The organism is Paraburkholderia ultramafica, assembly GCF_902859915.1.
Lineage (GTDB): Bacteria > Pseudomonadota > Gammaproteobacteria > Burkholderiales > Burkholderiaceae > Paraburkholderia > Paraburkholderia ultramafica.
Map to the genome: position 1 here is coordinate 93,254 of NZ_CADIKK010000008.1, position 19,740 is coordinate 112,993.

Genomic DNA, 19,740 nt, shown 5'->3' on the forward strand with positions numbered 1-19,740 from the left:
AATTGAATGCCTCTCGCATGCAGCGTCGCCGGGCTTGTACCGTTTTTCTATTGCTATCAAAACGGAGACAGGTCGATGAATCTTCCCTCATTCGAAGGACAGCCCACCATTGAGGCGCCCGTGTGGGTCAAGCACCGAAAACTGATCGCCTGGGTCCAGCGGGTTGCCGCGATGACCAAGCCGGACAGGATCGTCTGGTGCGACGGCTCAAAAGACGAGTACGACCGCCTTTGCACGCAGATGGTCGAAGCGGGCACCCTCAAGAAACTCAATCCGGCGAAACGTCCCAATTCTTACCTGGCATGGTCCGATCCTTCCGATGTGGCGCGCGTCGAGGATCGTACCTTCATCTGCTCGCAGCGCGCGGAAGATGCCGGTCCCACCAACAACTGGATCGCCCCGGCTGAAATGCGCACCACGCTCGACGGCCTGTTCGAAGGCGCGATGCGCGGCCGCACGATGTACGTGGTGCCGTTTTCGATGGGCCCGCTCGGTTCGCCGATCGCGCACATTGGCGTCGAGTTGAGCGACAGCCCTTACGTGGTGACCAACATGCGCATCATGACGCGCATGGGCCGCCAGGTGTACGACGTGCTGGGCGAAGACGGCGAGTTCGTCCCGTGCGTCCATTCGGTCGGCGCGCCGCTCGTCGCGGGTGAGAAAGATGTGCCGTGGCCTTGCAACAAAACCAAGTACATCGTCCATTTTCCCGAATCGCGCGAAATCTGGAGCTACGGCTCGGGCTATGGCGGCAATGCGCTGCTCGGCAAAAAGTGCTTCGCGCTGCGTATCGCGTCGACCATGGGCCGCGCCGAAGGCTGGCTCGCCGAGCACATGCTGATTCTCGGCGTGACCTCGCCGGAAGGCCGCAAGCTTCACGTCGCAGCGGCGTTCCCGTCGGCATGCGGCAAGACCAACTTCGCGATGCTGATCCCGCCGGAAGGCCTGAACGGCTGGAAAATCTCCACGATCGGCGACGATATCGCCTGGATCAAACCGGGCAAGGACGGCCGCCTGTACGCGATCAATCCCGAAGCCGGCTATTTCGGCGTCGCGCCAGGCACGAGCGAGAAGACCAATTTCAACGCGATGGCCACGCTGAAAGAAAACGTGATCTTCACGAACGTCGCGCTGACCGACGACGGCGACGTCTGGTGGGAAGGCATGACCGACGAACCGCCCGCGCACCTGATCGACTGGCAGGGCAAGGACTGGACGCCGGCCAGCGCGAAGGAGAGCGGACGCAAGGCGGCGCACCCGAACGCGCGCTTCACGGCGCCGGCCTCGCAATGTCCGTCGATCGACGCTGACTGGGAAAACCCGGCGGGCGTCGCGATCGACGCGTTCATCTTCGGCGGCCGCCGTTCCACCACCGTGCCGCTCGTCACCGAAGCGCGTAACTGGGTCGAGGGCGTCTACATGGCGGCGACCATGGGCTCCGAAACCACCGCCGCCGCAGCCGGCCAGCAGGGCGTGGTGCGCCGCGACCCGTTCGCGATGCTGCCGTTCTGCGGCTACAACATGAGCGACTACTTCGGTCACTGGCTGAAAACGGGGGAGCGTCTGCAAAAACTGAACGCGAAGCTGCCGAAAATCTTCTGCGTCAACTGGTTCCGCAAGGGTGCGGACGGCAAATTCGTCTGGCCGGGTTTCGGCGAGAACATGCGCGTATTGAGCTGGATGGTCGGCCGGATTGAAGGCACGGCGCAAGGCGAGGAGCATGCGTTCGGCGTGTCACCGCACTACGAGGACATCGACTGGAGCGGCCTGAACTTCAGTCGCGAGCAGTTCGAGCAGGTGATTTCCGTCGACGCCGCTGCGTGGCGCGACGAACTCGCACTGCATGCCGAGCTGTTTGACACATTGCAACAAGGTTTGCCGCCCGCTTTGTCGCAGGCCAAACGCACGCTCGAAGGAAAACTCGCTGTTTAGCCATGTGAGTGTTCACTTCGAATGGAAGGCCGCCTTCGGGCGGCTTTTCTTTTGTGGTCAGTCCCCCGATAGAGATTTTTTCTAATTCCGCAATGCCGGGGTGACCTTTACATCTGTTCGAACAAAAAACACAGTGCAAGCTGCGCCGCCGCATATTGTTTCGTTTCGAGGAACAATCGACGGTCATGCCCTACATTGGGGAATACAGTCGCATGAAAATTGGCAATATTTCGGGTTTCGCGGGCAACTTCTGCACAATTTCGCGAGTCGTAGGAGAATTCCAAGTTCGCTTCACTGGTTTTCACTAATTGTCAGGAAGCAGTAACAAGGCAGGAGTTGTCCTATGGATCATTTGCAGTCGATGCGAGTTTTCGTCAGAGTGGCGGATCTCGGCAGTTTTGCCCGCGCTGCAAGCGCGATGGATATTTCCAACGCAGTTGCCACCCGTCACGTTGCCGACCTCGAAGGCCGTCTTGGTACGCGGCTGCTCAATCGCACGACCCGCAGCTTGTCTCTGACCGAATCCGGCCAGGTGTATCTCGAGCGCGCGCGCCAGATTCTGGACGAACTGGAAGACGTCGAACAGATGGTGGTCGCGCGCAATCACGAACCCGTCGGCACGTTGCGGATAGTCGCACCGGTCGTGTTCGGCCTGCATAACCTCGCCCCCGTGCTTCAAACGTACGCGGAGCGCTATCCGAAAGTTATCCCCGATGTCACGCTGGTCGACCGCCAGGTCGATCTGGTCGAAGAAGGTTTCGATGTCGGCGTGGTGATCGCGCGGCAAATGCGCAGCGCAAGCATCGTCACGCGACGTCTGACAACCGGTTGCATGACCGTCTGCACGACGCCGGCCTATCTGGAGAAGCACGGCACGCCCACGCGTCCCGAGCACTTGCTGGAGCATCCGTGCCTGAGCCTGCCGTCCGAGTACTGGGGCGACGAGCGTGTGTTCACGGGGCCGGAAGGCGAAGTGCGCGTGCGTCCGTCGAACGTGATCGTGGCGAACAACACGGAAATGCTGCGGCAGTTTGCGTTGCTCGGCATGGGTATCGCGATCCTGCCGAGCTACCTGATTGGCCGCGACATGACGCGCGGCAGGCTCGTGCGTCTGCTCGGCGATTACCGCTTGCCGCAGGTCGAGATCAACATCGCGTATCCGAGCCGCCGTCACTTGCCGGCGAAGGTGCGCACGTTCATCGATCATCTGGTCGAGCACTTCAACCAGACGCCGAACAGCCTGCTCGGTGAACAGTGGATCAAGGACGGCCTCGAGCGGCCCGCCACGTCGGCGGCGTTCGATTCTGCTGACTCCATGCCGCCGGAGGCGTTCGACGGGGCTGAGCCGCTGTCGCGGCTGCTGGATAGCGAGCTGTCGCCGGTGCCGAAGACTCTGGCAAAGACGACGAGTCGCGCCCGGCCGACGGCTTTGTCGCCGCTGTAAGTGTTGGAGCGATAAAGCCAGCAATGCAGGCGTATGGCCTGAAAGCAAAAAAGGCACAGTCACTTGAAGTGACTGTGCCTTTTTTCATGGCAAGTGCGAATGGCGTTGTGGCCGGAAGCGAATAGCCCTCCGGCCTGCCGTCAGCCCAAATTAAGAGCCGGTTTTACGCGCCACCGTTTTCTTGGCGGGCGCTTTCTTGGCCGCTACGGTCTTGGTCGCGGGTGCCTTCTTCGCCGCTGCCTTCTTGGCCGCCGGCGCGGCCTTCACCGCCACCGCCGTTTCTCCGTCATCCGACTCCGACTCCGGCGCTGCCTTGGCGGCCGATTTAGCGGCCGCGGTCTTCGCCGACGGCTCCTTCTTTTCGAATTCGAAGCCGATCTTGCCGTCGTTCTGCTTGACGAGGAAAGCCTTGAAGTTACGGCCCGTGCGCGACGACTTGAAGTTCGTCAGCAGGTCCGTGCGGCCTTCTTCGAGCAGCTTTGCCATCTGTTCGCGGGCAATTTCCTGCTGCAGGATCACCTTGCCCGAGCGGAAGTCGCAAGTCTTCGGGTTGGCGACCGAGTTCTCGCAGACGTAGCTCATGCCGTGTTCGAACACGCGAGCCTTGCACTTCGGACACGCGCCCACCGGTTGCTGATCGGAGAAGTCAGGCGGTTCGCCGTCCTCACCGCCCGCATCCTGGCCGAAGTCGAATTCGAGCTTGTAGTTCTTGATCTCGTCGTCCAACGAGAGCTTCAGGATTGCCGAGAACGGTCGGCCCATCTTGCTGCGGAAACCCGACAGCGGTCCGATCGTCTTGTTCAGCAACAGCTCTTCGACTTCTGGAATTTCAAACTGGCGTCCGCCTGGAATCTTCGAAATCGAGAACTCGCATTTCGAGCAGGCGAAGCGCCGATAGTTTTCCTTCACCTGACCGCCGCAGTTCGGACACGACGTCTGCAACGTCGCGTAATCGCCGGGGATCGTGTCGGAATCGTATTCCTTCGCGCGCTTGACGATGGTCTGCGTCATGCGGGCAATTTCCTGCATGAACGCGTCGCGCGGCAGGTTGCCGCGTTCCATCTGCGAGAGCTTGTATTCCCACTCGCCGGTCAATTCCGGTGCGGTCAGTTCCTTCACGCCGAGGCCGCGTAGCAGCGTCATCAGCTGGAAAGCCTTGGCGGTCGGAATCAGATCGCGGCCTTCGCGGATCAGATACTTTTCGCCAAGCAGACCCTCGATGATGGCGGCGCGCGTGGCCGGCGTGCCCAGCCCCTTGGCCGCCATCGCTTCGCGCAACTCGTCGTCTTCGACGAGCTTGCCTGCGCCTTCCATTGCCGACAGCAAGGTCGCTTCGTTGTAGCGGGCGGGCGGCTTCGTCACCAGCTGCTGGGCGGCGATCTTGTCGGTCTTGACCTTCTCGTCCTTCTGTACCGGCACGAGGTTCGCGTCTTCGCCGCTGATTTCGCGGCCGTAGACCTGCAGCCAGCCCGGTTCGACCAGCACTTTGCCTTCGGTCTTGAAGTGATGGCCGACCACTTCCGTGATGCGCGTCGTCACCCGGTATTCGGCGGCCGGGAAGAACACCGACAAGAAGCGCTTCACGACGAGGTCGTAGAGCTTCTGCTCCGGCTCGGACAGATTCTTCGGCGCTTGCAGTGTCGGGATGATTGCAAAGTGGTCGCTGATCTTCGAGTTGTCGAAGATGCGCCTGTTCGGCTTCACCCAGCCCTTGTCGAGCACCTGCTTGGCGAACGGCAGATAGTTGTTGCTCTCCTTGAGCATGCCGAGCGTCTGCTTGACCGTCTCCATATAGTCTTCCGGCAGCGCGCGAGCGTCGGTCCGGGGATAGGTCAGCACCTTGTGCTTTTCATACAGCGCCTGGGCGAGGCCCAAGGTGTTCTTCGCCGAGAACCCGAAGCGGCCGTTGGCCTCGCGCTGCAAGCTGGTCAGGTCGAACAGTGCCGGCGACAGTTGCGTGGACGGCTTAGATTCTTCGCTCACCGTGCCGATCTGGCCGCGGCAGGCGGCGACGATCGTTTCGGCCGCGGGCAGCGCCCACAGACGCGAATCGCGCTTTTCCGGGTCGAACTCGTCGCGCTTGAATTTCGGATCGAACCAGCGGCCTTCGTAGAAACCGCCCGCGCAGACGAACTCCGCTTTCACTTCCCAGTAGTCGCGCGGCACGAAGCGGCGAATTTTCTCTTCACGCTCGACGACGATCGACAGCGTCGGCGTCTGTACCCGCCCGACCGTGGTCAGGAAGAAGCCGCCGCCTTTGCTGTTGAACGCGGTCATCGCCCGCGTGCCGTTGATGCCGACCAGCCAGTCCGCCTCCGAGCGGCAGCGCGCCGCATCGGCGAGCGGCTGCATCTCTTCGTCGCTGCGCAGACGGGCGAAGCCGTCGCGGATCGCGCCGGCCGTCATCGATTGCAGCCACAGGCGCTGCACCGGCTGCCTGGCCTTTGCGTGCTGCGCGATCAGGCGGAAGATCAGCTCGCCCTCGCGCCCCGCGTCGCATGCGTTGATCAGACGGTCGACATCCTTACGCTTGAGCAGCTTGGTCAGCACCTTCAGGCGCGACTCGCTCTTGGCGATCGGGTTCAGATCGAAATGCGGTGGAATGACGGGCAGATTGGCGAAGCTCCACTTGCCGCGTTTGACTTCATAGTCTTCGGGCGCGGCAATTTCCAGCAGATGGCCGACTGCCGAGGAAAGGACGTAGTCGTCGCTTTCGTAGTATTCGTCATGCTTGGTAAAGCCGCCCAAAGCGCGCGCGATATCGTTCGCGACGGAAGGCTTTTCGGCGATGATCAGTGCTTTGGACATGACTCGATGTGAGGTTGGTAGATCCGGGTTGATGGCCTTGAGTGCGCCAAATTAGCGCGCGACCCTCGTTTGCGACCTTTGCGACCCATTAACGACCGCTTTATAGCACACGGCGCGAAAGCGGCGTGTCAAGTGCCATAAAAGCGCGCCATCATAATTGCGCGCTCAGCCATTGGGCAAGCTGCGGCAAACACGCTGTGTACCGCTTCCAACACACCCTTGCGGCAAGGCTCGAGCGCTGGCGGGGCCGCGTTCAGGCGACCGTCAGCGCGGGCCGCAGCTTGGGCGCGCCGGTGATGCCGGGCACGGCAGTCAGGTCCGACAACATCCGCTCCACAATCGACGCCTGTGGCAAAACGGTACCGAAAAAGCGTGTCGTGACCGAGTCTTCGATCAGGATGGTCGGGAAATTCTCGACATCCAGATCATCGAAGCGGTCCGCATGGGTTTCGATGTCGATCCATGCGAAACAGATTTCCGGGTGCCGGTCGGCCAGCTTGTCGAAAGCGTCCCGATAGTCACGACAGGTGCCGCACCACTCGGCGCACAGGCAGGCAACGAACAGCGTGTCGGGTTCGTTGACGCGCTCGGCGATCCGGTCTTGGTCGGTGTCGAGATTCAGCGCGGGCATGTGGTGGTTTCCTTGCGTACTTTGTCAGGGGCTTTGGCGCGAATGTAGCATGGCCGATCCTGAAGGGTGGTCAACCTCGATCAACGCGGGGTCGGCTGTGGTTGGCCCGCATGAAGCGGCCGCCGGGCAGCACCGTTACCTGGCCGGCGAGTTCCAGCTGCAGCAGGGTGGTTTGCAAGGCTGCGTCCTCCATCTCGGTGCGGGTGGCCAGGATTTCAAGCGTGGTGGGCGAGTGGCCGAGGGCTGCGAGGAGTCGCCGCGCTTCGGAATTGACAGGATTGGAGGGCGGCGCGGATGGTTTTGTTGCTGCAAAGCCGGCTGTGGCCGTTGCTGTTGCCTGCGTCGTTGCCACGGGCGATACCAATGAAGTCCCGGCTGCTGCTATTTGCACCGCGACTGAGTCAGGGGAAGCCGCTGAGCATGTCTGCGCTGCTGCCGAGTCCGCTGAAACCGCTCCAAACGAGTACGCAGTTACCACCTCTGACGGATCCGCACCGGTGGATCGGGCCGCTGCCAATTCTGACCGAACCGTTGCCGAAGTTCCGACCCCCGGCGCATTCCCCGAATCGGCGCCCTCCCATGGAACTGTCTGCTTTGAGGCCAGGGCAGCACGGACTGCCGGCCGCCTTGCAAAGCCCAGCTCCTCCAGCACTTCATCGGGCGTCTCCACCAGCTTTGCGCCTTGCTTGATGATCCGATGACACCCGCGCGACAACGGCGCGTGAATCGAACCAGGCAACGCGAAAATATCACGTCCCATCTCATTGGCGAGCCGCGCCGTGATCAGCGAGCCGGAGCGCATCGCCGCTTCGACGATCAGCACGCCGCTGACCAGCCCTGCGATCAAACGATTACGCTGCGGAAAATTGGCGGCGCGCGCGGGCGTGCCGAGCGGCCATTCCGAGAGAATGGCGCCCTGCACGGCAATCTGCCGCGCCAAAGCGTGATGCGCGGCCGGGTACACGAGATCCGCGCCGGTGCCGATCACGGCAACCGTGCCGCCGATGCCTTCCAGGCCACCCCGATGCGCGGCACCGTCGATGCCGTGCGCCAGCCCCGACACGATGGTGACACCCGCCGCCGACAGTTCGCGCGCGAAACGCTCAGCGTCCTCGACGCCTTGCGGCGTCGCGCTGCGGCTACCGACCAGCGCGACCGCTCGCGTATGCAGCAGATCGAGTCGACCCTTTATATATAGCAGCGGCGGCGGATCGGGCATGGTCAGCAGCGCCGGCGGGTACGCGGGGTCGTCGAGCGTCACCACCTGATTGCCGGGCAGTTCGCGCCACGCGATCACCGCGTCCAGTTGGGCGTCGAAGTCGGGACCTGTCGGCGCCAGCGCGGCGCGCGCCGCGGCTTCACCGGCGACTCCGGCAAGCACTTCTGGCGCTTGACTGAAAATCGCTTCCGGCAGTCCAAAAGCGCTCAGCATCAAGCGCAGCGCCGCGGGTTTCAGCCCCGGTGCGAGCGACAGCCGCAGCCACGCGGCGAGTTCAATATCGGTTGCGGGCAAGGTGTGCATTGCGAGTCGCTCCTCTTGCAGGGCCAGCGGGCAGGCGGGCGCCATGCTAAAATTTTCATCATCCGAAATAACCACAGCGCCGCGCCCACCCGCGCGGGCTCGTCGTTTAGCGCATATGGCGCGTTGAATCGAACCGGTTCGACACCATCAATCCTCGGCGCAATGCGACTTGCTCACAACCTGGCCGAACGGCCAACGCGAACCTTCCAACGGTCAGCGGCGCCTAAAATCACACTCAAGATCATGGCTTTACTGAACATCCTCAATTACCCGGACAAGCGTCTGCACAAGATTGCGAAGCCGGTCGAAACGGTCAACGACCGTATCCGCCGTCTCGTCGCGGACATGGCCGAGACCATGTACGCGGCGCCCGGCGTGGGCCTCGCCGCAACCCAGGTGGACGTGCACGAGCGCGTGGTCGTGATCGACGTGTCGGACACGCACGACCAGTTGCTCGCGTTCATCAATCCGGAAATCATCTGGTCGAGCGACGAGCGCAAGCTGTCGGAAGAGGGCTGCCTCTCGGTGCCGGGCATTTACGACAACGTCGAGCGCGCCGAGAAAGTGCGCGTGCGGGCGTTGAACGAGAAGGGCGAGACCTTCGAGATGGACTGTGAAGGGCTCCTCGCGGTGTGCATCCAGCACGAAATGGATCACCTGATGGGCCGTGTGTTTGTCGAGTACCTGTCGTCGCTGAAGCAGACGCGTATCAAGAGCAAGATGAAGAAGCTCGCCCACGCGATGTAATGCGCGTCCACCTCGCCTACTGCCCCCGTTCATGAGTCATTCGTTGCGCGTCATCTTTGCCGGTACGCCGGAGTTCGCCGCGGCCGCGCTGGCTGCGATTCACAGTGCCGGCTTTCCGGTGCCGCTCGTGCTGACTCAGCCGGACCGGCCCGCCGGGCGCGGTATGAAATTGCAGGCGAGCCCGGTCAAGCGCTACGCGCAAGAGCATGGGCTGGCGGTCGCGCAGCCGCCTTCGCTGCGCCGCGCCGGCAAATATCCGGCGGAAGCCGCAGCCGCGATCGATCAACTGCGCGCCACGCCGCACGACGTCATGGTGGTCGCCGCCTACGGCCTGATCCTGCCGCAGGAAGTGCTCGACATTCCGCCGCTCGGCTGCATCAACATCCATGCGTCGTTGTTGCCGCGCTGGCGCGGCGCGGCGCCGATCCATCGCGCGATCGAAGCGGGTGACGCGCAAACCGGCATCACGCTGATGCAAATGGACGTCGGCCTCGACACCGGCGCCATGATCTCCGAAGTGCGCACGCCGATTTCCGCCGACGACACCACGGCCACGTTGCACGACCGTCTCGCGCAAGACGGCGCGCAGCTGATTGTCGATGCGCTGCTCGAACTCGAGCGCAGCGGCAAGCTGGCATCGACCCCGCAACCGGCGGACGGCGTGACTTACGCGGAAAAGATCGGCAAGCATGAAGCCGCGCTCGACTGGCGCCGTCCGGCCGCGGTCCTCGCGCGCCAGGTGCGCGCGTTCGACCCGTTCCCCGGCGGCGTGGGCACTCTGGAAGACGGCAGCTCGGTCAAGATCTGGGCCGCGGCTCCTGCCGAGGCTCGAAGCAACAGCGCGCCCGGCACGATTACCGAAGTCTCTGCCGACGGCGTGATCGTGGCTTGTGGCGAAGCCGCGTTGCGTCTGACGCAATTGCAGAAACCCGGTGGCAAGCGCCTGCCGGTGCGCGAATTCCTGGCCGGCTCGGCGCTGGCTGCGGGACAGCGTTTTCAACTTCCCGAAGCAAAGTAACAGCCTGCGCATGTCTTGAACATCGGCCGTTCGGCCGATGTTCAAGACCCCCGCCGCGACCCTGCCGCGCGTTAGAATCCTCCATGCAACCGCCCAAGTTTCGAGGATTTCAATGTTCGGCATTACCCATTTCGAGTTTTTCGTCGTCGCGGTCTTTCTTCTGAACGTGACGCCCGGCCCGGATACGGCTTATATCGTCGGGCGCAGCGTCGCTCAGGGCCGTGGCGCGGGTCTGATGTCCGCTCTCGGTATCTCCGCGGGTTGCTGCGTCCATTCGCTTGCCTGCGCGTTTGGTTTGACCGCGCTGCTCGCCGCGTCGGCCACGGCGTTCACCGTCATCAAATTCGCCGGCGCTATTTATCTGATCTATCTTGGCGTGCGCCTGATTTTCGCCAAACCCTCAGCTGACGCGGCGGTGGGCGAAGCGCGCGCGGCCGGCGCGCCCAAGTCGCTGAAGCAGCTTTTCCTGCAAGGCTTCTGGACCAATGTGCTGAACCCCAAGGTGGTGCTCTTTTTCGTGTCGTTTTTCCCGCAGTTCGTGACGACCGGCAGCAATCACAAAACGTTCGCGTTCCTCACGCTCGGCGCGGTGTTCGTGCTGATGAGCATGGTCTGGAACAGTTTTGTCGCGTGGATCGCGGGCAGCGTGACGCAGCGTTTTTCGGGCAAGCCATCGGTGAAGAAATGGCTGGATCGCGGCGTCGGCAGCGCGTTTGTCGGCCTGGGTATCAAGCTCGCCACCGCGTCGCGCTGATTGAATTTTCCTCACCTGCCCATATCTAACATTTCACTTACAATCAGGCGCCGCGATCACGCGGCGCAGATATGAAGCCCGCGCTTAGGGCAAGGAGTTGCAGATATGTTCAATTGGGTCAAAACCGCGATGTTGATGGCCGCGTTCACGGCCCTTTTCATCGTGATCGGCGGGATGGTCGGCGGGCAGCGAGGCATGATGATCGCGCTCGTGATCGCCCTCGGGATGAATTTCTTCTCGTACTGGTTTTCGGACAAGATGGTTCTGCGCATGTACAACGCGCAGGAAGTCGACGAAAACAGCGCACCGCAGTTTTACCGCATGGTGCGTGAGCTCGCCACGCGCGCGAACCTGCCGATGCCGCGCGTCTACCTGATCAACGAAGATGCGCCGAACGCGTTCGCCACCGGCCGCAATCCGGAGCATGCGGCGGTGGCCGCGACCACCGGCATCCTGCGCGTGCTGTCCGAGCGCGAAATGCGCGGGGTGATGGCGCACGAACTCGCGCACGTGAAGCACCGCGACATTCTGATCTCGACCATTTCGGCAACCATGGCCGGCGCCATTTCCGCGCTGGCGAACTTCGCGATGTTCTTTGGCGGCCGCGACGAAAGCGGTCGTCGCGCGAACCCGATCGCCAGCATTGCAGTCGCGCTGCTGGCGCCGATCGCGGGTGCGCTGATTCAGATGGCGATTTCGCGCGCACGTGAATTCGAAGCCGATCGTGGCGGTGCGCAGATTTCCGGCGACCCGCAAGCGCTCGCGTCGGCGCTCGACAAGATCCATCGTTACGCTAGCGGTATTCCGTTTCCTGTGGCTGAGCAGCATCCGGCTACGGCGCAAATGATGATCATGAATCCGTTGTCGGGTGGCGGCATGGCGAATCTGTTCTCGACACACCCGGCGACTGAAGAACGTATCGCGCGGTTGATGGAAATGGCGCGCACGGGGCGCTTCGAATAACCCTGGGTGAAGTGATGCAAGGCGGGTCTGCGGACCCGCCTTTTTAATTTCAGGCGCGCCGAGAACTGCATACGAGCCGCAGTGCCGCCGGGACGATTTCGCCAAGACGCTCTGGCGCGTCGACTGGCCAGGCCGCGCCACCTCTTAGCGCCTGTCGCCGCAGACCTGCGCCGCATCGCTGTCGTCCCCGTTGTTGGCCTCGGCCGCTTACTCGCTCCTGATTTGCCGCGACTGCGCCACCGCCTGTCATCCAGCCGCGGCGGCTCCGGCCCGGCGCCACGCTACAATGTGCCGATTGCGTCGCGCGCACCGCGCGGCCCGCCTTTGCCTTTTTCATGACATCAAAGCCTTCTTCGCGTTCTGCTTCCTCGTCGGCACGTCCGCGCGAATCCCGTTTGTCGATACTGCATCTCGCGCCCGAATCGCTGGGTTTTGCGCTTGACTGTGCTGGCCAGGCCGTCGGCGCCGTGCGTCTCGGCGCGGCCCTGCCGGCCGCGCTGCAATCTGTTTTCGTGTCCGCGCCCGAGGGCAGCGCCGCCGCCGCGCGCGGCGCGGTGCAGGACATCGCGTACCGCACGATGCGGCGTCTCGCGACCGCCGAGTGGCTGATTGCGAAGCTGGTGAAGAAAGCGCCGCCGCCGCACGTCGGTCATGTGCTTGCCTGCGCGCTCGCGCTGCTGATCGATGACGAAGCGAGCGCCGCCTACGCGCCGTTCACGGTGGTCGATCAGGCGGTGAGCGCAATCGGTGCGCGTCGCGAATTCGCGTTCGCCAAGGGGCTCGTGAACGCGGTGCTACGCAATTTCCTGCGCGAGCGCGAGACGCTCCTGAGCGTCGCGCAAGCCGACGAAGTCGCGCGCTGGAACTACCCGGCATGGTGGATCGATGCGGTCAAACGCGCGTGGCCTGACGCGTGGCAAGCGGTGCTCGGGTCCGGCAACACGCAAGGTCCGCTCACGTTGCGCGTGAACGCCCGTCGCTCGACGGTCGACGCCTACCTGCAAGTGCTGCAAAACCATCACATTCCCGCGAGCAAGGCCGGCATCTACGCCGTCAGGCTCGACACGCCGATGCCGGTGGACCGCATTCCCGGTTTCAACGACGGCGTCGTCTCGGTGCAGGACGCCGGCGCGCAACTCGCCGCGCAACTGCTCGGCGTGCGTGACGGCATGCGCGTGCTCGACGCGTGCGCGGCGCCCGGCGGCAAGACCGGCCATCTACTCGAACTCGCCAATCTGCAACTTGTGGCCCTCGAAAGCGATGCGTCGCGCGCGCGCCGCATCGGCGAAAACTTGCAGCGGCTCAAGCTCGAAGCGGAAGTGCGCATCGGCGATGCGGGCGCGCCGGCGAAATGGCACGACGACATCGACCAGCCGTTCGACCGCATCCTCGCCGACGTGCCGTGCTCGGCGTCGGGCATCGTGCGTCGTCATCCGGACATTCGCTGGCTGCGTCGCGCGTCCGACATTGCCGCGCTGGTCGCCGAACAGCGCCGCATCCTCGACGCGCTTTGGCCGCTCGTAAAACCGGGCGGCGAGCTGCTCTACGTTACGTGTTCGATCTTTCCCGAGGAAGGCGAGTTGCAGGCGCAGTGGTTTGGAAACAAGTATCCGGATGCGGTACGATTGGACGCGCCGGGGCAACTTTTACCCTCAGTCGCTCGCGCGCCCGCCGACACATCGGCCGGTTCCGATGCCGGACAACCCGCTGAAGACAGCGCCGGCGCGAACACAGACCACGACGGATTTTTCTACGCGCGCTTTCAGAAACGGTGACCATCAAACGCTTTTTCCCGCTTCGGCTCGCCGCCGTACTCTGGATTGCGCTGGCCGTATGGCTAGCGGTGCCGGGCGCGGCGCACGCTGACTCGATCGCGGTGCAGCGGGCGTCGCTGCAAGCCGACAACACCGGCTGGAGTCTCGACGCGCGTTTCGACTTCGACCTCAACAGCAATCTCGAAGACGCAGTCAACAAAGGCATTCCGCTATATTTCACGACCGACTTCGAACTGAGCCGGCCGCGCTGGTACTGGTTCGACGAGCAGCCGGTGAGCGTGTCGCAGAGCCTGCGCCTGTCGTTTCAGCCGCTGACGCGCGAATACCGCGTGTCGAGCGTGTCGTCGGGTGGTTTGCAACTCGGCTTCAGCACGCTCAAAGATGCGCTCGCGGTGATCAAGCACGTGACGTCATGGCATGTGATCGACCGCAACCAGGTGCGTGCCGGCGAGACCTACACCGCGTCGGTGCGCATGCAGCTCGACATCGCGCTGATGCCCAAGCCGTTCCAGATCGACGCGGTGAACAACCGCGACTGGAACCTCGCCTCCGAATGGAAGCGCTTTACCTTCACGGTGACCGAACGTGCTAAATAAAGTGCGCTCAACCACCAGTGTCAGCAGCATCGTCGTGCGCGTGCTGGTGTCGACGGTCGCGGTGACGGCCGTGTTGCTGCTCGTGCTGCTGGCCGCCGCCAGCGCCAACACCGAATTCTTCGACCGCTATTACCAGTGGCTGTACGCGTCCAATGTCGCGGTCGCGATGATCTTTCTGCTGGTGGTGACGACGCTCGTCATCATCATCATCGCGCGGCTGCGCACGGGTAAGTTCGGCACGCGGTTGCTGGCGAAACTCGCGTTCTTCATGGCGCTGGTCGGCGTGGTGCCGGGCGGGATCATTTACGTGGTCTCGTATCAGTTCGTCTCGCGCAGTATCGAATCGTGGTTCGACGTGAATGTCGAAACCGCGCTCACGTCCGGCCTGAATCTCGGGCGCGGCATGCTCGACGCGTCGCTGTCCGATCTGCAGACCAAGGGGCGCCTGATGTCCGAGCAGCTCGCCAGCGCGGATGCCGCCGGCACCACGCTCACGCTGTTGCGTCTGCGCGATCAGTTCGGCGTGCAGGACGCGCTCATCGTCGAGCCCACGCGCAGCATGTCGGGCGCGACACCTGATATGCATGTGGTCGCACAGGCATCCGGCAATTACGCGATGCTCTTGCCGAACGACTTGCCCACGCCGTTGATGATCGATCAGGCGCGTGGCCGCGGCTATGCGGCGATCGAAGGCGAAGTGGACGGCGATCCGCACGCGCATGGCGGCAAGGGCGCGCTGCGCTTGCGCGTCGTGCAGCGCATTCCGGACTCGAACGCTTCGCTGTTGCAGCCCGCCGAACGCTTCCTGCAACTCACGCAGCCGGTGTCGCCGTCGCTCGCGCGCAATGCCGATGCGGTGCAGCGCGCCTATCGCGAGTACCAGGAGAAGGCGCTCGGCCGCACCGGTCTGCGCAAGATGTATATCGGCACGCTGACGCTCGCGCTGTTCCTCGCCACCTTCATCGCGATGATGCTGGCGCTCGCGCTCGGCAATCAGCTCGCGCGGCCGTTGTTCCTGCTCGCGCAGGGCACCAAGGAAATTACCGAAGGCGACTACACGCCGAAGCGCGAAATCAAGTCGCGCGACGAACTGGGCTTCCTCACGCAGTCGTTCAACGCGATGACGCGGCAGTTGTCCGAAGCGCGCGCCGCGGTCGAGAACAACCGCATCGCGCTCGAACATTCGAAGTCGTATCTGGAAAGTATTCTCGCGAATCTGACCGCGGGCGTGTTCGTGTTCGACCGGCAGTTCAGGCTCACCACCGCGAATCGCGGCGCCGAGCGGATTTTCCGGCAGCCGTTCCAGACCGTGCTCGGTTCGGCGCTCGATCAGATCAGCGCGTTGAGCGAATTCGGCGGCATGGTCCGCAAGGCGTTTGCCGATCGCGAAGCGGCGAGCGGCGACGGTCACGACGATCGCGGCCACTGGCAGCAGCAGTTGTCGATTCAGGTGCCGGGCGAAACCGAACCGCTCACGTTGCTCGTGCGCGGCGCGCGTCTCGTCTCGGCGACGGACCGCGATGCGGAAGACATGCAGACCTCCGGCTACGTCGTGGTGTTCGACGACATCTCCGACGTGATCTCCGCGCAGCGTTCGATTGCATGGGGCGAAGTCGCGCGGCGGCTCGCGCACGAGATCAAGAATCCGCTCACGCCGATCCAGCTCTCCGCAGAGCGTCTGCAGATGAAGCTCGCCGACAAGCTGTCGCCATCCGATGCCGACGTGTTGAAGCGCGGCGCGACCACGATCGTGAACCAGGTCGCCGCGATGAAGCAGATGGTCGACAATTTCCGCGACTACGCGCGCACGCCCCCGGCCGTGCTCGCGCATCTGCAACTGAACGATCTGGTCAGCGAAGTGCTCACGCTGTACGGTATCGAAGAAGGTAAAGGCGCGATCCAGGTGGAGCTTTCCGCGTTGCCGGCGATTCGCGGCGACGCGACGCAATTGCGCCAGGTGATTCACAACCTGCTGCAGAACGCGCAGGATGCGGTAGCCGAGGTCGAGCATCCGCGTGTGTTGCTCGAGACGAGGACAGTAGAATACGGAGACCCCGACGCGGAAGGCAAAGTACACGTCGCGGTGCGTCTGACAGTGTCGGATAACGGACCGGGGTTCCCTGCGCGCATCCTCACACGCGCATTCGAACCTTACGTGACGACCAAGGCCAAAGGTACGGGCCTGGGTCTTGCAATGGTCAAGAAGATCGTCGATGAACATGGCGCGCGCATCGACATTCGCAATCGCATGAAAGCGGGCGACGTGATCGAGGGCGCGCAGATTTCGATCCTCTTCCTTCAACTGGCAGACGATGCCGCGGCACCTGGTACAGGGCCGCGACCGGCGCACGGCGGCGGTGCGTCGCAGGGAAAGACAAAAGCAACAGTGCAGACAAGGGCAGCGTAAATGGCAACCATCCTGGTGGTAGATGATGAAATGGGCATCCGGGAATTGCTCTCGGAGATCCTGAGCGACGAGGGGCATGTCGTGGAGGCCGCTGAAAATGCGCAGGAAGCGCGCGAGTTCCGTTTGCGTCAGGCACCGGACCTCGTGCTGCTCGACATCTGGATGCCCGACACCGACGGCGTGACGTTGCTCAAGGAATGGGCTGCGCAAGGGCAATTGACCATGCCGGTGATCATGATGTCCGGCCATGCGACCATCGATACCGCGGTTGAAGCGACCAAGATCGGCGCGCTCAATTTCCTCGAGAAGCCGATTGCGTTGCAGAAGCTGCTGAAGGCCGTCGAGCAGGGTCTGGCGCGCGGCAATTCGGCGGGTGCGCCCGGCGGCGCGGCGGCCAAGCCGGTGTTGCCGGTGAGCGCGTCGGCGGTGGCTTCGGCGGCCGCGTTGCCGATGCTGTCGACCGATGGCATGGGCAGCGGCGCGCTGGCTGCGCAAACGGCATCGATCTCGTTCGACATCCCGCTGCGTGATGCGCGCGATGCGTTCGAGCGTGCTTACTTTGAGTATCACCTTGCGCGTGAGAACGGCAGCATGACGCGCGTGGCGGAGAAGACCGGGCTGGAGCGCACGCACCTGTACCGCAAGCTCAAGCAGCTCGGCGTCGATCTCGGCAAGAACAAAGGGGAGTGAAACAGTGAAGGCGCGCGCGGAGCAGCAATGCTTCACGCGCAGCTCCCGCCTCGATAACTTTTTTCGAGAGGGGACTTGCGACACTGCTGACCCTTTGATATGATTTCGTTCTTCGTTGGCCCGGTAGCTCAGTTGGTAGAGCAGCGGATTGAAAATCCGCGTGTCGATGGTTCGATTCCGTCCCAGGCCACCAGGATTCAGCCCCAGGAAATCGCAAGATTCCTGGGGCTTTTCATTTTCCGACGGGCATTCGTTGCTTCGGCTTGCGCGCGCGATGCGTGAGGGCGCGCTCGGCGGCGTTCGGCGTCGCGTGATAAAATTGCGCCAGTTCAAGGACTTGCGCGCGAGCGTGTCACCTGATTCGCGTCCGGGTGCTGCGCGGCCCAGGCCGCCATTCGCACCGAACCCTTCGCCCGACCATTAACGGTATAAGAGCCCAGCGACTCTGCATGCGGAAGGCGCGGCCTATACTGCTTTGGCCGGCAGCAATGCCGGCACGCGTCGCGCCGCGTTGTCCGCATGGCGCACCTCGCGCAGCGCGACGTGGCACTCATCATTCACGGAGTATCACGGTGATCCGCAAAGACGCTAAGCGTAGCGCTCTCGTGCTGTTTTCCGGCGGCCAGGATTCCGCCACGTGCCTCGCCTGGGCGCTCGATCGTTATGAAACGGTCGAAACGCTCGGTTTCGATTACGGTCAGCGGCACCGTGTCGAACTCGAATGCCGCGAAGGGTTTCGTCAGGCTGTCACGCGCGCATTTCCGGCGTGGGCCGATCGTCTCGGCGACGACCATATGATCGATCTGTCGATACTCGGCGCGATCAGCGATACCGCGATGACGCGCGAGATCGAGATCGAAGCCACGGCCAACGGTTTGCCGAACACGTTCGTGCCGGGCCGCAATCTGATGTTCATGACCATTGCGGCAGCGATTGCGTATCGGCGCGGTTTGCAGGTGCTGGTCGGCGGAATGTGCGAGACAGATTTTTCGGGCTACCCCGATTGCCGCGACGACACGATGAAGGCGTTGCAGGTCACGCTGAACCTGGGCATGGACACGCGCATCCTGCTCGAAACGCCGCTGATGTGGCTCGACAAGGCCGACACATGGCGTCTCGCGCACGAGCTGGGTGGCGATGAACTGGTCGAGCTGGTGCGCGTCGAGACGCATACCTGCTACGTCGGCGAACGCGCCGAACTGCATGCGTGGGGCTTCGGCTGTGGCGAATGCCCGGCGTGCCGCTTGCGCAAACGCGGTTACGAAGCGTACCTGAGCGGCGAAAAGGTCACCGAACCGCCGCTCTGACGGTCGGCGCACCGGCGCAAATCAGGCAATCATTTTCAGGAACAGAAGGCAGAAAGCAGCATGACTTACGCGGTCAAGGAAATCTTCTACACGTTGCAGGGCGAGGGCGCGAATGCCGGGCGCCCGGCCGTGTTCTGCCGGTTCGCCGGCTGCAATCTGTGGTCGGGCCGCGAAGAAGATCGTGCCGAGGCCGTGTGCCGCTTCTGCGATACCGATTTCGTCGGCACCGATGGCGAGAACGGCGGCAAGTACCGCAGCGCTGAAGAGCTGGTGCAGATGATCGCGTCGCAATGGCCGCAAGGCGAGGGCGAGCGCTTCGTGGTCTGCACGGGCGGCGAGCCGATGCTGCAGATCGATCAGCAGCTGGTCGACGCGCTGCATGCCGCGGGCTTCGAAATCGCGATCGAAACCAACGGCTCGTTGCCGGTGCTCGAAACGATCGACTGGATTTGCGTGAGCCCGAAGGCCGACGCGCCGCTCGTCGTGACCAAGGGCAACGAACTGAAGGTCGTGATTCCGCAGGACAACCAGCGCCTGTCCGAGTATGCGAAGCTCGACTTCGAGTATTTCCTCGTCCAGCCGATGGACGGCCCGTCGCGCGACATTAACACCAAGCTTGCGATCGAATGGTGCAAACGCCATCCGCAATGGCGCCTGTCGATGCAGACCCACAAGTATCTGAACATTCCCTGATTTGCCGTGCTGACGATTACACGAAAACTCGAATTCGACGCGGGTCACCGCATCCCCGATCACCGCAGCCAGTGCCGTAATCTGCATGGCCATCGCTATGTGCTCGAAATCACGCTGCAAGGCGATCTGGTCGACACCGAAGGCGCGCCCGATCGCGGCATGGTGATGGACTTCGCCGACGTGAAGTCGCTTGCCGTCGAGCATCTGGTCGACAAGTGGGATCACGCGTTCCTCGTCTACGAAGGCGACACGCAAGTGCGCGGCTTTCTGGAGACCATGGCGGGCCACAAGACGGTCGTGCTCGACCGCATCCCGACTGTCGAAAATCTCGCGGCCGTCGCGTTCGATATTCTCGCGAACGTGTACGACGCGCACTACGGCGTGAATCTGCGTCTGCACAAGGTGCGTCTGTATGAGACGCCGAATTGCTGGGCCGACGTGGTCCGCGATTAA

At 63.0% G+C, this 19,740-nt stretch carries 16 protein-coding genes and 1 tRNA gene; 14 read left to right on the forward strand and 3 right to left on the reverse strand.

The window, feature by feature from the left end:
• The first annotated feature begins 75 nt into the window (after positions 1-75).
• Together HV744_RS10685 and HV744_RS10690 are read left to right on the forward strand one after the other, a co-directional pair.
• Positions 76-1,932: a phosphoenolpyruvate carboxykinase (GTP) gene (locus HV744_RS10685; RefSeq protein ID WP_175149468.1), complete on the forward strand. Its 1,857-nt coding sequence runs from the start codon at positions 76-78 to the stop codon at positions 1,930-1,932.
• 343 nt (positions 1,933-2,275) lie between these two features.
• Entirely contained in the window at positions 2,276-3,376 is a 1,101-nt protein-coding gene (locus HV744_RS10690; protein WP_175149469.1) for a LysR family transcriptional regulator, read from the forward strand.
• A 150-nt stretch (positions 3,377-3,526) separates the two neighbouring features.
• Here the strand turns inward: HV744_RS10690 and HV744_RS10695 are convergent, their stop codons facing one another.
• The 3 genes from HV744_RS10695 to dprA all read right to left on the reverse strand — a co-directional run bounded on the left by HV744_RS10695 (position 3,527) and on the right by dprA (position 8,337).
• Positions 3,527-6,184 carry a DNA topoisomerase III gene (locus HV744_RS10695; protein ID WP_175149470.1) on the reverse strand — a complete coding sequence of 886 codons (2,658 nt, stop codon included), beginning with the start codon at positions 6,182-6,184 and terminating at the stop codon, positions 3,527-3,529.
• 253 nt (positions 6,185-6,437) lie between these two features.
• A complete protein-coding gene (locus HV744_RS10700) occupies positions 6,438-6,815 on the reverse strand; it encodes a thioredoxin family protein (protein ID WP_175149471.1) in 378 nt (125 codons plus the stop codon).
• A gap of 70 nt (positions 6,816-6,885) precedes the next feature.
• Positions 6,886-8,337, reverse strand: coding sequence for a DNA-processing protein DprA (gene dprA / locus HV744_RS10705; RefSeq protein ID WP_175149472.1), 1,452 nt, complete (start codon positions 8,335-8,337; stop codon positions 6,886-6,888).
• Positions 8,338-8,580: 243 nt separating this feature from the next.
• Here dprA and def point away from each other — a divergent pair, with 243 nt between their 5' ends.
• The 12 genes from def to queD all read left to right on the forward strand — a co-directional run bounded on the left by def (position 8,581) and on the right by queD (position 19,740).
• The gene (gene def / locus HV744_RS10710) at positions 8,581-9,084 is read left to right on the forward strand and encodes a peptide deformylase (protein ID WP_175149473.1); all 504 of its coding nucleotides are present in this window, start codon (positions 8,581-8,583) and stop codon (positions 9,082-9,084) included.
• A 31-nt stretch (positions 9,085-9,115) separates the two neighbouring features.
• Positions 9,116-10,102, forward strand: a complete 987-nt coding sequence (fmt, locus tag HV744_RS10715; protein WP_175149474.1) for a methionyl-tRNA formyltransferase — start codon at positions 9,116-9,118, stop codon at positions 10,100-10,102.
• Between the two features lie 112 nt (positions 10,103-10,214).
• The gene (locus HV744_RS10720; RefSeq protein ID WP_175149475.1) at positions 10,215-10,856 is read left to right on the forward strand and encodes a LysE family translocator; all 642 of its coding nucleotides are present in this window, start codon (positions 10,215-10,217) and stop codon (positions 10,854-10,856) included.
• A gap of 105 nt (positions 10,857-10,961) precedes the next feature.
• Positions 10,962-11,819 carry a zinc metalloprotease HtpX gene (gene htpX / locus HV744_RS10725; protein ID WP_175149476.1) on the forward strand — a complete coding sequence of 286 codons (858 nt, stop codon included), beginning with the start codon at positions 10,962-10,964 and terminating at the stop codon, positions 11,817-11,819.
• Between the two features lie 335 nt (positions 11,820-12,154).
• Positions 12,155-13,594 carry a 16S rRNA (cytosine(967)-C(5))-methyltransferase RsmB gene (gene rsmB / locus HV744_RS10730; RefSeq protein WP_175149477.1) on the forward strand — a complete coding sequence of 480 codons (1,440 nt, stop codon included), beginning with the start codon at positions 12,155-12,157 and terminating at the stop codon, positions 13,592-13,594.
• Positions 13,591-14,190, forward strand: a complete 600-nt coding sequence (locus HV744_RS10735) for a DUF4390 domain-containing protein (protein WP_175149478.1) — start codon at positions 13,591-13,593, stop codon at positions 14,188-14,190. The genes rsmB and HV744_RS10735 overlap by 4 nt, the downstream gene beginning before the upstream one ends.
• Complete coding sequence (locus tag HV744_RS10740; protein WP_175149479.1) at positions 14,180-16,597, forward strand: sensor histidine kinase; 2,418 nt, start codon at positions 14,180-14,182, stop codon at positions 16,595-16,597. Before HV744_RS10735 ends, HV744_RS10740 begins: the two co-directional genes overlap by 11 nt.
• Positions 16,598-17,287 (forward strand): response regulator transcription factor EsaR, encoded by a 690-nt coding sequence (gene esaR / locus HV744_RS10745; RefSeq protein ID WP_175149480.1) that lies wholly within the window; start codon positions 16,598-16,600, stop codon positions 17,285-17,287.
• A gap of 117 nt (positions 17,288-17,404) precedes the next feature.
• Positions 17,405-17,480, forward strand: a tRNA-Phe gene (locus tag HV744_RS10750).
• A gap of 379 nt (positions 17,481-17,859) precedes the next feature.
• Complete coding sequence (gene queC, locus HV744_RS10755; RefSeq protein ID WP_175149481.1) at positions 17,860-18,594, forward strand: 7-cyano-7-deazaguanine synthase QueC; 735 nt, start codon at positions 17,860-17,862, stop codon at positions 18,592-18,594.
• A gap of 60 nt (positions 18,595-18,654) precedes the next feature.
• On the forward strand, positions 18,655-19,287 hold the full coding sequence (gene queE / locus HV744_RS10760; protein WP_175149482.1) for a 7-carboxy-7-deazaguanine synthase: 633 nt from the start codon (positions 18,655-18,657) through the stop codon (positions 19,285-19,287).
• A 9-nt stretch (positions 19,288-19,296) separates the two neighbouring features.
• Complete coding sequence (queD, locus tag HV744_RS10765) at positions 19,297-19,740, forward strand: 6-carboxytetrahydropterin synthase QueD (RefSeq protein ID WP_175149576.1); 444 nt, start codon at positions 19,297-19,299, stop codon at positions 19,738-19,740.